The following is a 15272-nucleotide window of genomic DNA, read 5'->3' on the forward strand; positions in this document are numbered from 1 at the left end:
AACGTATTTCAGAGGTTGCCCATGGCAGACTTAAAACTGACTGCAGTCAAAAAACGATTTGGCAACACCCAGACTATTCATGGTGTGGACCTGCAAATCCAGCGAGGAGAGCTTGTGGTTTTTGTCGGCCCTTCCGGCTGTGGCAAGTCCACATTACTGCGCATGATCGCGGGTCTGGAAGCCGTCAGTGAAGGGCAGGTACATATCGGTGGGCGGGACGTTACAGGGCTACCACCCAGCCAGCGTCAGGTGGCCATGGTGTTCCAGTCCTATGCACTTTACCCACACATGACTGCGGAGCAGAACCTGAGCTTCGGTATGCGCATGCGCGGTGTGCCCAAGGCCGAGGTACAGCAACAGGTCGCGCGTGCCAGCGAGGTATTGCAACTGGAGCCCTACCTGAAACGCAAGCCTGGCGAGCTGTCCGGTGGCCAGTGCCAGCGCGTCGCAATTGGTCGCGCGCTGGTACAGGATCCAGATGTTTTTCTGTTCGACGAACCGCTGTCAAATCTCGACGCGGAGTTGCGGGTAAAAATGCGTACTGAGATTGCGGATCTGCACCGGCGCCTCGGTGCCACCATGATTTACGTCACCCATGACCAGACCGAAGCGATGACTCTGGCGGACCGGATCGTAGTGTTGCGCGATGGCCGCATTGAGCAGGTGGGCGCACCCATGTCGCTGTACACCAACCCGGCCAATCAATTCGTGGCCGGTTTTATCGGTTCCCCGAAAATGAACTTTCTGTCTGCACATGCGGTGTCGCAATCCGGCGGGACAGTGACTTTGCAACTGGGGGGCACACAGTTTGATCTGCCGGTGAGCGGGCATTTCTCAGCGGGTGCGGCGTCGCTGACCCTGGGGCTGCGCCCGGAGCATCTGGTGATGAACAGTACAGGCCCACTGCAGGGCCAAGTGCGCGCGGTGGAGCAGCTGGGCTCCATCAGTTTCGTCTACTGTCTGGTTGAAGGGCGGGATGTGTGTGTGCAGACACAGGCACTGCCGTTGCCTCGCGTTGGCGATAAGGTCGGGATTGGTTTCGATGGGGCAGATGCCTATCTGTTCGACGCGAAAGGTCTCTCCGTGTCTCCACGAAAAGCCGAAAAAACTGACGAGGCTGCCTAATATGATCCGTTTGTGGGTGTTCACCCTGCTGCTTCTTTGGGCACACCTGTGTGCCGCACAGGTAGTGTCGCACCAGTTGCCGGTAAACAGCGGTACGGAGTCGCTGCCAGAAGCCGTGCGCGGCGTCTGGCTGACCAACGTCGCCAGTGACGTGCTGTACACCCGGGAGGGGATTGAGCAGGCTGTTGAATTATGCGTTGAGCTTGGGCTCAACAGTATATTCGTGGTGACCTGGAACAAGGGCCAAACCCTGTATCCGTCGCAGGTCATGCAGGACTTCACCGGGGTTGCCATGGACCCCGAGCTTGACCCTAAACAAATGGGCCGCGACCCGCTGCAGGAACTGATCGATGCAGCCCACCGGCACAATATCAAGGTGTTTGCCTGGTTCGAGTTCGGGTTCGCCGCATCACACGGTGCGCAGGGGGGCGAGCTGATCAGGCGTAAACCACACTGGGCGTCCCTGGATGTCCATGGTGAGCTGGTAACGAAAAACGGCTTTGAATGGATGAACGCACTGGATCCCGAGGTCCAGGCCTTCATGACTTCACTGGTATTGGAGGTGGTGCGCAACTACGACGTTGATGGCATCCAGGGGGATGACCGCCTGCCGGCGATGCCCTCCGAAGGTGGCTACAATCCTGGGATTGCCGCCGCTTACCGCGATGAGACCGGCGCGCTGCCGCCAGCGGACAGTAAAAATCCGCAGTGGGTTCAGTGGCGGGCGAACCGGTTGAATCAATATGCCGCCGCCCTGTATCGCGCGGTCAAGGCGGAAGATCCTCATACCATCGTATCCTTTTCACCCTCCGTCTTTCCCTGGTCGCGTGAACAGTACCTGCAGGACTGGCCGAGTTGGCTGGCGCAGGGTTCCGTAGACCTGTTAATTCCCCAGGTTTATCGACACCAACTGGACAGCTATCGAAATACGCTCCGTGAAACGCTTGGCTATGTGCCTGAGGCGCAACGCGCCAGCTTTGCGCCGGGGGTTTTGATCAAGGTAGGAAGTACCATGCCGTCCCAGGAGTTGATGCGCGGCATGCTGGCGGCTAATAGGGAGGCTGGTCTTTTGGGCGAAGTGTTTTTCTTTTATGAAGGACTGGAACACTACCGGGAAATCATTCGATCCTCCTATGCGTCACGGCCCGTGCGGTTTCCCGAAGCCCTGTAGCCGAGAGCCTGTAACAGAACCACGAAGTGATCGCGTACAACGAATCAAGGGGGAGCACAGTGAAAGTCGTCTGTTTTGGTGAAGCACTGGTGGACATGTTGTCCAATCGGGTATCCGGAGCCAGTGTCGCCACTGAACACGAGCAGTTTACCAAGTTCGCTGGCGGTGCACCGGCAAACGCTGCCGTCGCCGTGGCGAAACTGGGGGGTAACGCCTATTTCGCTGGTATGCTCGGAGAGGATGCGTTTGGTCGCTTTCTGCAGGGCGCACTCGACGCAGAAGGGGTAAAAACGGATTACGTGCGGTTCACCCCGGAATCCAAAACCGCTTTGGCCTTTGTCTCTCTGGATGAAAATGGCGAGCGCAGTTTCGAGTTTTATCGACCACCGGCCGCGGACCTTTTGTTTCGTGCAGGCCACTTCGACCCGGATACCTTTGCCGGCAATGGAATTCTGCATATCTGCTCAAACAGCCTGACGGAAGAGGGCATTGCCGATACAACGGCCACCGCCGTTGCACTGGCGCGAGAGGCCGGCTGGCTGGTGAGCTTTGATGTGAATCTCCGGCACAATCTCTGGCCCACCGGATACGCGGACCGCCAACGCATCAATCAACTGGTTGCCAAGTCCGATATTGTCAAACTCAGCCTGGAAGAACTCGAATACCTCGCCGCGGAAGAAAACCCGGAAACCGGAGGCTATATTTCCCGTCAGCTGCAGCAGCGTCCGCAACTGATCCTGGTGACCGACGGTGGCCATCCGGTGCAGTGGGCGACCCGCAGCGACTGGGGAGGCGTACGACCGCCGGCGGTAAACGCCGTGGACACTACCGCCGGAGGGGATGGGTTTATTGGTGGGTTTATCTATCAGCTGGCGGCTGACAATGTCAGCGCAGGTTCCCTGATGCAATGGCTCGAATCCGGTGCACATGAAAAGGCGTTGGCGTTCGCCTGCGCCTGTGGTGCCCACGCGGTGTCACGCCGCGGCGCATTTGTCGCGCTGCCTACCCAGAAGAGTCTGCAAGACTTCCTCAATGCCGGTGCCGCGGCCCCGGGAAACCAGCTTCCCAATGATTAGTTCCGGAGCATCACCTATGTCGGATTTCCGTAGTCCCGAATTCTTGCAGCAACACATAGACAGTATCCTCGCCTTCTACCGCCCGCATGTGCGGGATATCGAACGGGGAGGGTTCCACCAGAACTTCCTGGATGATGGCCGTGTGTTTAATCCGGGCAGCAAGCATCTGGTCAGTACTACCCGGATGATTTTCAACTACTGCAGCGCTTACCAGAACACCGCGAACGCAGCAGACAAGGTGGAGTATCGGGCACTGGCGGAAGCCGGATTGGACTACCTGATAAAGTACCACTGGGATGCAGCGCGGGGTGGTTACAACTGGGTTTTACTGGACAATCTGCCGGTGGATCAGACCAATCACTGCTACGGTCTCGCCTTTGTGATTCTGGCTCTGGCTACCTGCGTGCAAACAGGTATTGGTAATGTGCGTGCGCAGTTGTACAAAACCTGGGACTTGCTCAATGACAAGTTCTGGCAGCCTCATGTGGCGCTTTACGCCGATGAAGCCTCTGCCGGCTGGAGCCGCGTTTCCGACTACCGTGGGCAGAACGCCAACATGCACTGCTGTGAAGCGCTGCTGGCGGCATATGCGGCAACGGATGATCCGGTATTCCTCGATCGCGCCTACGCCCTGGCAAAAACCGTCTCGATAACCCTGGCGGACAAAGCGGATGGGCTGATCTGGGAGCACTATACCAAGGAGCTGGAGATCGACTGGGACTACAATCGGCACGACCCCAAGAACCTGTATCGCCCGTGGGGATTTCAACCCGGTCACCAGACGGAATGGAGCAAACTCCTGTTATTACTGCACCGGGTACGTCCGGAGAGCTGGATGATAGAGCGTGCGCGTAGTTTGTTCGATCGCGCACTGGAGATCTGCTGGGACAATGAGCATGGCGGCATCCTGTATGGCCATGCGCCAGACGGGTCTATTTGTGACGACGATAAATATTTCTGGGTACAGGCCGAGTCCTTTGCCGCCGCGGCGCTGCTCGCCGAGGCCACAGGTGAGAATCTTTACTGGCAGTGGTATGACAAAATCTGGGCCTACTGCTGGGCGCATTTTGTCGATCATAAACACGGAGCCTGGTATCGCCTGCTCAACCGACGAAACCACAAATACTCCGATGAAAAAAGTATTGCTGGTGGCAAGTGCGACTACCACACACTTGGGGCTTGCTGGGAAGTCCAGCGTTTATTTCTGGGGAACAGACATGTGTAAAAAACTGGTTTTGTTGCTGCTCATCCTGACCTGCACGACGCATGTGAATGCGCAGGTGCCAGAGAACAGTCAGCAGCTACTGGTGACTATCACCGACAATTGGGCGGCCACCACGGGAGAACTGCATGCATTTCGTCGTACGAAAGACGGCTGGCAACCGGTGCTCAAGCCGATACCCGTGAACCTGGGACGCACCGGCCTTGCCTGGGGTATCGGATTGCACCAGCAATCGGTCATGGGTGAAGGAGACCCGAAAAAGCGCGAGGGTGATGGTAAGGCGCCCGCGGGAATTTTCAGCCTGGGTGATGCGTTTGGATACCCGGACATGCTGAACACGGGGCTCGATTACCAGCCTATGCGTGCATCCCACTACTGCATCGATGTGCCGACGTCGCCACTGTATAACCAGACCGTCGACGCATTGACGGTCGGTGAGGCGGCGGTGAAGGGCTCCTCCGAAGGCATGCGCCGTGATATTCACTATGGGGATCAGCAGTACAAGAAGGGGATTTTCGTTGCGCACAATCCCGATAATGAGCCGGGGGCGGGCAGTTGTATTTTTGTTCATCTCTGGAAGGCAGCTGGCAGCCCCACCGCCGGATGCACAGCCATGGCAGAAGCGCAGATGGATGCGGTACTCGAATGGCTGCAAGCCGGGAAGCAGCCGGTGTACGTCGCCTTGCCGGCGGCCCACTATCATGCTCTGCGCGCGCGATGGGCCCTGCCAAAGCTGTAGGTCGTACACACAGTCTCAAACCATCGGTGCTGTCGATAGGTACAAACTGTTCCTTGTGGGTGCCCCGTTTACACTGAGCTCAATGTCCGCGCGTTTGCGGCGGCCATCCACAAAGGTTGAGATTGAGCAAAGCGATGAGCAGCGAGAACTGGCAGGCGGACAAGCGCCACTGGATGCACCCCTGGACCCACTTTGACTCCTTTGAGGAAGAGGGGGCCTTGATGATGGCGCGGGCCAAAGGTGCACGGCTGTGGGATGAGCAGGGCAAGTCGTACTTTGATGCGGTGGGCGGCCTCTGGTGTACCAATATCGGTCTCGGCCGGGAGGAAATGGCCGAGGCCATCGCCGAGCAGGTTCGGGAAATGGCCTACGCCAATCCATTCGTGGATATTTCCAATGCGCCCGCAGCCCAGCTGGCGAAAAAACTGGCGGAACTCGCACCCGGGGATATCAATCGGGTGTTTTACAGTTGCGGCGGTTCCACCGCGATCGACACCGCATTCCGTCTGGTGCATTTCTATCAGAACTGCCGGGGAAAGCGGCACAAGAAGCATATCCTTGCCCGCAAAGGCGGCTACCATGGCAGTACCTATGCAGCCATGTCGATTACCGGAAAGTCGGGAGACAAGATCCCGGAGTTCGATTACATCCAGGACTCAATTCATCACCTGAGTTGCCCCAACCCCTATCGCGCACCGCAAGGAATGGATGAACAGCAGTTCTGTGACTTTCTCGTGGAGGAGTTCGAGCAGAAAATCCGCGAGCTGGGCGCAGACAACATTGCCGCATTTTTTGCCGAGCCGATCCTCGGTTCCGGCGGTGTGATCGTTCCTCCGGAGGGATATAACCGTCGTATCTGGGAATTGTGCCGGGAAAACGACATCTTATTCGTGGCAGACGAAGTGGTTACCGCCTTCGGTCGGGTGGGACACTGGTTTGCCTCCAAAGACCTTTTCGGTATCCAGCCAGACATCATCACCTGTGCCAAGGGCCTCACCTCCGGTTACCAACCCCTGGGTGCGACGTTGTTCAGCGATCGTATCTATGACGTGATCTCAACCGGCGATCCGGATCGTTACTTCGCCAGTGGATATACCTATTCAGGCCACCCGGTAGCCTGTGCGGCGGCGCTGAAAAACATAGAGATCATTGAGCGGGAAAACCTGTTACAACGCGTGGTCGAGGTCGGTGCCTATTTTGAGCAGCGCTTGCATTCGCTGCGCGACCTGCCACTGGTGGGCGATGTACGCGGCAAGCGCTTTATGATGTGCGTGGAGAGCGTGGCGGACAAAGGTAGTAAACGGTTATTGCCGGATGAACTGAATATTGGCAAGTGGATATCGGACCGGGCAGAGCAGAATGGGCTGATTGTCCGGCCGATTGTGCATCTCAATGTTATGTCACCGCCACTAACGATGGGGCGTGACGAAGTGGACTTTATCGTAGAGCAATTGGGCGCTGCGATTGAGCAGGCCCATCATGACCTTCGCAAGGCCGGGTTGCTATCTGGCGCGCGTCAGATGATCGCGTAGGCATCAGACTTCTCAGGCAGGCTCAACGGTCTCGGCTGACAATACACGTGAGATTTCATCGATCAGCCGCTGACCCGCCGGCCCCAATGTTTTACGCCGTGACCAGATCAGGTCGGTGCAGTAAGGGTAGGGGGTCAGCTGGAAATCTGTGTCGAGCACCCTGATTGCGCCGCTATCGATATATGGCCGGGCGATGTGCAAAGGAGTAAACGCCCAGCCCAGGCCGGCAGTCAGCATGGTCATAAACAGCGAATAACTCTCGAGGTACCAGATGCGATCACTGAGGTCATTTTCCGGCATCGACGCTGAATCACTGCTTGCGCTGATGCGGAGATGCAGGTGATTGTGCAGGTCCTGGATACTTACGGCGTCCAGCGCGCTCAGAGGGTGGGTCTTACCGGCAACCATGACAAACGCGCAGTTGCCGACACCGCGGAAATCAAAGTCTTCCGGATAATCGCTTTGACTCAATACGATGCCGATATCTGCCTTGCCCTCTCGCACCTGTGCCGCCGCACTGTCACCAGAGGCATGCAGCAGCGTTACGGTGACGGTACCGAACTCCTCGTAGAAGGATTCCAGACTCTGCGTCAGTAGTTTCAGCTCGATTGCGGATTCATCGACCGCGATGGTGAGTGACTCCTCCAGCCCTGCGTTGAGGCTGCGACTCTTGGCTTCGAAGCGGGAATAGGAGTTGAGCAGTGAGCGCACATCGTGCAGTAACGAGCGACCCTGCGGGGTCAGTTTCGGCTCGCGACCGGAGCGGTCAAACAGATTGAGACCGGTGTCGATCTCCAGGTTGCTGATCAATCCGGAAATGGTGGACTGCGCCTTACCCAAAGATCGCGCCGCAGCAGAAAAAGAGCCGCTGCGTGCCGCTGCCTCAAATGCTTCCAGTTGTTCCGGGGCAATAAAAAAGCGCGATTCCATATATGACCTGATAGTTTCTACTGGTTATTGTTATGTCGTGGTATAGCCGATATTGAACCCTGTGAGTGACGGTGTTTGTAACAGTCTGTCACCAGCATCCGTCCCAGAAGCCATTAGATGGCCTCCAGTTGTTCCTCATTTTTCATTTGCAGACATTACCGCGTTCCGGGCCTTGTTCAGGCAATACCTTGTATCGGTTTGGCCTATGGAATTCACTTTATCAGAGCGCATCGATGTGTAAAGCAGGGGCTGAATAGTTTTCTTATTGGTCTCTTGCTAACCAAATTCCTGGCCGAAATTAACCGGAGATCTTCGCGTAATTCGCATTAAGCCTAATCCGAATATCGTTATACAGGCAGCGTTTGTGCGGTACTGACGCTATTGCTTTGTGAGTAACACATATTTTTTCGGCGCAATCCATGCGCCACTGTGGTGCGCGATGTGCAACGGATGGCCAGACGTGAGCGCAAATTGGGCAAAATGCGCTCTCTTGATGGATTTGGCGCCAATTCTATTTTAGCTCCGGCGAACTATCGTCATTGCCGATGGTTGATATTTTCCAATTCCTGCTTGCCAAAGAGATCCTGATAGCAGGGTGGATGAGTTCGCGCGCCCACGAACAGAGTCTCAATTTATAATAAGGATTTAGGGTATGTTGCCATTTAACAAGAAGCCAATTTCTTTTCTTATATCTGCTTTTGCACTAAGCGTGGCTCCTGGAGCGATTTCCCAAGAAGTCACTGAATCTGAAAGGGAGAAGTCCAAAAAGGAAAGTGAGCTTATAGAGAGTATCGTAGTTACCGCTACACGTCGTGAAGCGTCGGTAGAGGATATTCCTATAAATATTTCAGCAATAGGTGAGGCCGAGCTACGGAAGCGCGCTATCACTGATCTGAAAAGTCTTATTGAAGATTCTGTCACGATAAGTGCTCCCGCCAACTCCGCGCGTTTTGCTGACTCGGTTACCGTTCGCGGACTTAATGTTTCAGCAGTAACTCAAACTAACTTGGAGTTTTTTGTTCGCTCAACATTGGCGTACTACTTGGATGAAACGCCACTGCCAAATATCGGTTATCGGATCAAAGATATTTCTCGTGTGGAAACGCTCTTGGGGCCCCAGGGAACGCTTTACGGTTCTGGTAGTTTGGGAGGAACGGTACGCTATATTACGAACCAGCCTCAATTTGATGAATCCATAGTCCGGTTCAATACGGGAATGTATCAAACTGACGGTGGAGGCTTGAGTACTGACACTGATGTAGTAATCAACCAGCCATTAAGTGAGAATCTGGCTGTCCGAGCCTCGTTTGCCTATTTGGATGAAGCAGGGTTCACCGATCGTGCCGTATCTCCTTCCTTTAGGGAAGATAATCCCTGGGTTAGTCCGGATGGTTCCGGTGATACGTTGCTTAAGAATGACGATTTTCAGTATGTGAGCACAGGGAAAATTGCGCTTGCCTGGCAGATGAACCCAGATGCCAAGTTGACTTTCACCCATGCACAACAGAGTCAGTTGGCAAACGGTTCCCGAGGTACAACGCTTGATCCGAATGAGGAAGGCGATGTTTTTCAATACGGACAGGATGTTATAGTCAGCCGTTATCGAGAGTTTGCAGATCGCTCTTTCAAACTTGATTCATTGGATCTGGAATGGGATTTTCAGGATTTCTCGATGAAGTCCAGCACTTCCTATTTCGAGGATACCAGGGAGGGACAGGCGAATTATGGAATCGGATTTGTTTACTATGGAGATTGGGGTTGGAGTGCTCTGACACCGGAACAAACTGACGAATCTCCTTATATGGAATTCGATAATACCTATTCTGGGGTTAGTCACGAGACTCGATTTGTGTCCGCCGGAGATGGCCCCTTAAGCTGGGTGGGAGGTATCTATTACACCCAGCAGGAGCGCAGCCTTGCATTCCAGGAGTTTTTCCCAACTTTGGATGAAGTGGGTGGGTTGATTCGTGATGAAATTGGCGGTAGCACAGATGTTGGCTACGCCGAAGATATCAATACGGACTATCAAGAGCTGGCGTTATTTGGTGAGCTAACCTATTCAGTTACTGATCGATGGGATGTGACCCTGGGGGCTCGTGTCTTTAGCTATTCAGATGAAGCTGACCCGCAAATCACCGACTATGCATTCGGATTGGTTGATACCAGAGGCGCCATCGAAAATTCAGCATCCGGCGAGAAATTTTTCAAGTTTAATACTGCTTACGAGGTAGTAGACAACGTATTGCTCTACGCGACGGCGTCGCAGGGCTTCCGGCGTGGCGGCGTGAATGGCTTCAAAGATCAGGGGGATCAAGTTGTAGCCGAAGATACACAAAACTATGAGCCGGACTCTGTCGATAACTTCGAACTGGGTCTCAAAGGTTCATTTTTTGATGATGCGCTATACATAGAAACCAATGTCTATCAAATTGCGTGGGAAAACACCCAGACATATTACAGTCAGTCCATCAACAGTTTCCCCCTGAATGGCACTACTAACGGCCCAGATGCAGAGTCTCGTGGTTGGGAGTTTTCAAGTCGATTACGGCTTAATGATAACGTATCTCTTACCTATTCTACTGCTACCACTGAGGCCAAATGGGCGGAAACAGAAGAAGTTTGTCTCTATGCCGGTGGTTCCGAGTGCCGCACCTGGTCCAAGGGTGGGCTTCTGGGGGGGGCGCCGGAATGGCGGCACAACCTTGGGGCGAATTTTTACCATGACCTGAGTAGCGGGCTGACTCTTTCAGCCAGCGTGCGTGGTTCCTATACCAGTGAAATTCAGAGCGACCGATCTGATTCTCCAGATGAAGATGTCTACCGGTATGATTCTTACACCCTGTACAGTGCAAATGTCGGGCTCAGCGGGGATCAGTGGAGAGCCGGGCTTTGGGCTCGTAACCTGACCAACGAGCGTGCCGAGGTTTCTTATCAGTCTGAGAACTATGTGGGAGACCGACTGATCCAGACCATGCCCCGGACCTTGGGACTGAACGTTTCTTACGACTTCTAATTTCTTTCCTGATCGTCATCTTGTGAACCATTGGGGGCGTTTTCGCCCCCTTTTTTCTTTTTGCAAACTTCCTGTTGCACAGCGGCGCTAAATGTGAAGAATAAAATATTCCATGCGTCACTTAATTTTGAAATTGGTTATTTATTATGCGGGTTGAAAGCGTTCTGTCCAAGGCTGTGAAATTCTGCTCGGTGATGGTTATCGCGGCGGGTATTGGCGGGTGCGGCGAGTCACATCCGGGGGCGTCAGCTGATACGGGCAAGGCGTTGGACCTGCCGCAGAAGATCGCGCAAAAGCTGATGCTGGATATCCGGTACTTCTGCCCAGATATGCAGCGGCCCGCGGCGGGCAAGGCGGGTAATCGCCAGTGCAACAATCCGGTTACAGAACTTCCGCTGGAGCTGGCCAGCATGATTCGGGATACCGACCTCGGTGGCATTATCCTGTTCGCCGATAACCTCGAAAACAGCGCGCAAATCGTAAGGCTGAATAGGGCTCTGCAGCAGGCTGCCGCGGAGTCACGCAGTGGCCTGCCCCTGTTGATCGGTATTGATCAGGAAGGTGGGCGAGTAAACCGCTTGCCGCGCAATGAGGCCGCGGCTTTTGCCGGCAATATGGCCATTGGTGCGACCTATGCCCGCGAAGGCGACCGGTTTGCCAGCGCCACGGCAGTCGTGATGGCAGATCAGCTCCGCGCGCTGGGTTTCAATGTAAATTTTGCCCCCACGCTGGATGTAAACAGCAACCCGGACAACCCGGTCATCAATGTGCGCTCCTACAGTGAGAAGCCACAAGTAGTGGCGGATCTCGGGTCGGCGAGCGTTGCCGCATTTCAGCGGCGGGGTGTGGCCGCAACCGTAAAGCACTTTCCGGGTCACGGCGATACCAGTGTCGACAGCCATACGGGGCTGCCGAGGGTTGAGCGCTCCCTGGAGCAGGCTCGCGCAGTTGACCTCTTGCCGTTTCAGCAGGTCATTCTGAACGCGCAGCCGGCGCTGACAATGACAGCGCATATTCAATATCCGGCGCTGGACACCACGACGCTGACCTCCCGCTCTGGTGAGCAAATGCTTGCCCCCGCGACACTGTCTCGCAAGATCCTTTCCGGCATCCTGCGTGAAGAGATGGGTTACCAGGGAGTGATTGTGACCGACTCCCTCAATATGGCCGGGATCAGCGACTACTTTACGCCGGAAGAGGCGGTGGTAAATACCTTCGCTGCCGGGGCGGATATCGCACTGATGCCCATCAAAATTCGCTACCCGGAGGACCTGGTGCAGCTGGATCGGCTGATTGGTCGGGTAGTTTCTGCCGTGGAGGCCGGCGAGCTGTCACTGGATGAGCTGGATGTTTCTTTGGCTCGGGTGCAACGCTTGAAGCAGACCTATATCGATAACCAATGGGTCCGGCTTGAAGAGGGTGAGGCCGTCGATAGTGCGGCAGCGGTATTGGCCACGGCTGAGCATCGCGTATTGGCCGATAATCTCGCGAGCGCAGCGCTGACCCATATTTTTACGCCGCGAGCGTCTGCACTACCCGTGATTGACGGGAAGACTCAGCAGGTACAAGTGCTTGCCCCCAATCGTGCTATTGGCGAAGCGTTCAGTATCGCGCTGGCGCAGGTAAGTGATGCGAAAGTATCGGTACTGTCGCCTCTGCGGGCGGCGGATGAGGTTTCGCAGTCCGATGCGGACATATTGATCGTGGCGAGCATTGTGCCGGGGGAAAGCGCCGTGGAGCTCGGAGGAATGGAGGACCTGCCAACGCTACAGGAGCGTATTGTGGACCAGGAAACGCTCTACGAAATCTATCGTCAATCACTGAGCGCCGCCAGTGCGCGCGGGGCGAAGACCGTATTTATCAGTATGCGCTCCCCTTATGAAGCGGCACGCTTCAAGGCACTTGCAGATGTACACCTGGCAAGTTTTGACTACAAGGCATTTATCGGGCCCGATCGGACTCTGGAGGGGCCGATTTATCGCGCCCTGGCCAACGCGCTGGTCAGCTCGGAACCGGCTTCGGGCCAAATGCCAGTGACGGTTTCCGTATCCGACGCACTCCATGCGAGCAATGCTTCCACGAGTGACGAGGGTTGACGGTGGTAAGGCAACGTCCACTCCTATCGGTTCTACCTTTGGTTAGTCATTTAGTTGTATCGCTATAGATCTTCACACTTACGGGTATCGAAGTTAGAAAAAACAGGTGCGCCATGGAAATGGATTTGTGTTACCTAGATGCCTGTGAGGTACTGCAGCGCTATAAAAAACGGGAAGTTTCCCCGGTTGACGTACTGCAGGCACAAATCGAGCGTTTTGAACAAATCGGTGGCGAGATCAACCCGTTTACCCAGTGCCGGTTTGAGCGTGCTCAGCAACAGGCGCGCCTTGCCGAACAGGCGTATATGCGCAATGAGGCGCGGCCACTGGAAGGTGTCATCACCGCGATCAAGGACGAAACCTATGTCCGCGGTGAGGTGACCACCAATGGTTCGCGTTTGCTGCAAAATAATGTGGCGGATGTAACGGACCCGGTGCCTGAAAGACTGATGGCAGCTGGCTCCATTTTTCACGCGCGTACCGCCACTCCGGAATTTTCCGTTGCCTCCTACACCTGGTCAGACCTGTGGGGGGTTACCCGCAATCCCTGGAATACCGACATTACCCCCGGCGGATCTTCCGGCGGCGCTGCCGCGGCCATGGCCGCAGGTTTGAGCACCATCGCCAACGGCACCGATATGGGCGGTTCGGTACGCATCCCTGCTTCCCAGTGTGGCTTGGTCGGTTTGAAAGCCTCCCATGGGCGTATCCCTGAGATTCCTCCCTACAATGTCGACCCCTATGTGCATCACGGCATGTTGACCCGCAGTGTGCGGGATATGGTGCTGTTGTATAACCTGATTTCTGGCCCGCACCCGGTTGACCTGATGTCGCAGATGGCAAAGGAACCGGTGGCATCGCAGCCGCTGGATCTACGCGGAGTGAAGGTGGGGTTGTCACTGGATCTCGGATTCTTTCCGCTGGATGACGATGTGCGCCGGAATACACTTTCCTACGCGGAAACACTTCGTGCATCAGGGGCGGAAGTAGAGTTGGTCTCACTCGACTGGGATGCCCGATGTATCCGTACTGCGCAGATTCATCAGGGCGCGCAGATGGGGCATATGCTGCGCAAGAAATACGATCACGCCGAGTGTCGCGCACAGCTGACCAGTTACGTAAAACATTATTTCTCACTTTCCGCCGCCGCATCACCGCAGCGAATTCTGGAAGCCAATGAATATGCTCAGCATATGTGGCAGTCGCTTGAGCAGGTGTTTCGAGACTACGATTTTCTGTTGTGTCCCACGGTCTGTAGTACCCGTGTCCCTGCAGATTTTGATTACAGTAGGGATTCGATGGAAGTGGGTGGTGTAGAGGTGGACCCGGTGAAAGGGTGGTTTATGACCTACCCATTCAACACCCTAAGTCGTTGCCCGGTCCTCTCGCTTCCCAGTGGTTTCGCCGATAACGGGGTTCCCACCGGGGTACAGCTGGTCGGGCATCCCTATGCCGATGGCCGCTTGTTGCAGTTTGCTCTTGGTATTGAAGCTGTTACCGGCCCGTTTATTCATGCGGACAACCGGCCGATGAACTTACAGGTATTAAATTCATGATCAAACAGTGCGCGAGTGTGATTCGGGCGGAAATCCGCGCAGGCCGATTTTGTGGGCCCACTTCCGGTTTGGCAGCGGGCTATGTGCAGGCAAACATCGCCATGGTACCGCTGCAATATGCAGATGCGTTTGCAGATTTTTGCAAGCGCAACAGTCGTGCTTGTGCTCTGCTGCATCGCGCCGAGCCGGGACAATATTTATTGCCTACCTTGGGGGAAGATATCGATATTCGTACTGATGTTCCCCGCTATCTGGTACATCGCGCTGATCAGGAGCCACAGGAAGCGACCGATATTCGGGATATCTGGCGAGAGGACCTGGTTACCTTTGCACTGGGCTGTTCGTTTTCTTTTGAAGAGGCACTGATTGGCGGTGGCCTTGAAGTGCGCAATATTACCGAAGGTGCCAACGTACCAATGTATCGCACAGATATTCCCTGCGAGTCCGCAGGCCCCTTTCACGGAAAACTGGTCGTGAGCATGCGGCCATTTCCCGGTGAAGGGGTAGAGCGCGCCTGTGAAGTTTCCGGGCGATACCCACTGGTTCACGGCGCGCCGGTTTATGCAGGTGACCCCCAGGCGTTGGGAATTGCAGATATTAACGCGCCCGAATTTGGTGACGCCGTGACCATCCACTCCGAGGAAGTTCCTGCATTCTGGGCCTGTGGAGTAACCGCCATTGAAGCGTTGCGCAATGCCCGGCTGGACTTCTGTATTACCCATGCTCCGGGCCACATGCTGATTACCGACCGGCTGAACGCTTCGCTGGAGGCGGTGACTGATACCGGTGTGTTGGGCTGGTAGTTAGCGGAG

The 15272-nt window shown here is 55.2% G+C and carries 11 protein-coding genes; 10 read left to right on the top strand and 1 reads right to left on the bottom strand.

Features of this window, described 5'->3' with window-relative positions:
- The first annotated feature begins 21 nt into the window (after positions 1–21).
- The 6 genes from HUW35_RS13570 (at position 22) to HUW35_RS13595 (ending at position 6865) form a co-directional block, all read left to right on the top strand.
- On the top strand, positions 22–1125 hold the full coding sequence (locus HUW35_RS13570) for an ABC transporter ATP-binding protein (protein WP_181252810.1): 1104 nt from the start codon (positions 22–24) through the stop codon (positions 1123–1125).
- Between the two features lies 1 nt (position 1126).
- On the top strand, positions 1127–2296 hold the full coding sequence (locus tag HUW35_RS13575; protein WP_181252811.1) for a glycoside hydrolase family 10 protein: 1170 nt from the start codon (positions 1127–1129) through the stop codon (positions 2294–2296).
- 59 nt (positions 2297–2355) lie between these two features.
- Positions 2356–3372 carry a carbohydrate kinase gene (locus HUW35_RS13580; protein ID WP_219932569.1) on the top strand — a complete coding sequence of 339 codons (1017 nt, stop codon included), beginning with the start codon at positions 2356–2358 and terminating at the stop codon, positions 3370–3372.
- A gap of 16 nt (positions 3373–3388) precedes the next feature.
- Complete coding sequence (locus tag HUW35_RS13585) at positions 3389–4597, top strand: AGE family epimerase/isomerase (protein WP_181252812.1); 1209 nt, start codon at positions 3389–3391, stop codon at positions 4595–4597.
- Entirely contained in the window at positions 4590–5333 is a 744-nt protein-coding gene (locus HUW35_RS13590; protein WP_181252813.1) for a L,D-transpeptidase, read from the top strand. The genes HUW35_RS13585 and HUW35_RS13590 overlap by 8 nt, the downstream gene beginning before the upstream one ends.
- Positions 5334–5467: 134 nt before the next feature.
- Entirely contained in the window at positions 5468–6865 is a 1398-nt protein-coding gene (locus HUW35_RS13595; RefSeq protein ID WP_181252814.1) for an aminotransferase, read from the top strand.
- Positions 6866–6877: 12 nt separating this feature from the next.
- Here the strand turns inward: HUW35_RS13595 and HUW35_RS13600 are convergent, their stop codons facing one another.
- Positions 6878–7795 (bottom strand): LysR family transcriptional regulator, encoded by a 918-nt coding sequence (locus HUW35_RS13600; protein ID WP_181252815.1) that lies wholly within the window; start codon positions 7793–7795, stop codon positions 6878–6880.
- Positions 7796–8447: 652 nt separating this feature from the next.
- Between HUW35_RS13600 and HUW35_RS13605 the strand changes: the two genes are divergently transcribed.
- The 4 genes from HUW35_RS13605 to HUW35_RS13620 all read left to right on the top strand — a co-directional run bounded on the left by HUW35_RS13605 (position 8448) and on the right by HUW35_RS13620 (position 15263).
- A complete protein-coding gene (locus tag HUW35_RS13605; protein WP_181252816.1) occupies positions 8448–10808 on the top strand; it encodes a TonB-dependent receptor in 2361 nt (786 codons plus the stop codon).
- Positions 10809–10954: 146 nt separating this feature from the next.
- A complete protein-coding gene (locus HUW35_RS13610; protein WP_219932571.1) occupies positions 10955–12904 on the top strand; it encodes a glycoside hydrolase family 3 N-terminal domain-containing protein in 1950 nt (649 codons plus the stop codon).
- A 119-nt stretch (positions 12905–13023) separates the two neighbouring features.
- Complete coding sequence (locus HUW35_RS13615) at positions 13024–14460, top strand: amidase (protein ID WP_181252817.1); 1437 nt, start codon at positions 13024–13026, stop codon at positions 14458–14460.
- Positions 14457–15263 (top strand): putative hydro-lyase, encoded by an 807-nt coding sequence (locus HUW35_RS13620; protein WP_181252818.1) that lies wholly within the window; start codon positions 14457–14459, stop codon positions 15261–15263. Before HUW35_RS13615 ends, HUW35_RS13620 begins: the two co-directional genes overlap by 4 nt.
- Positions 15264–15272: the final 9 nt, after the last annotated feature.

The organism is Microbulbifer sp. YPW1, assembly GCF_013367775.1.
GTDB lineage: Bacteria > Pseudomonadota > Gammaproteobacteria > Pseudomonadales > Cellvibrionaceae > Microbulbifer.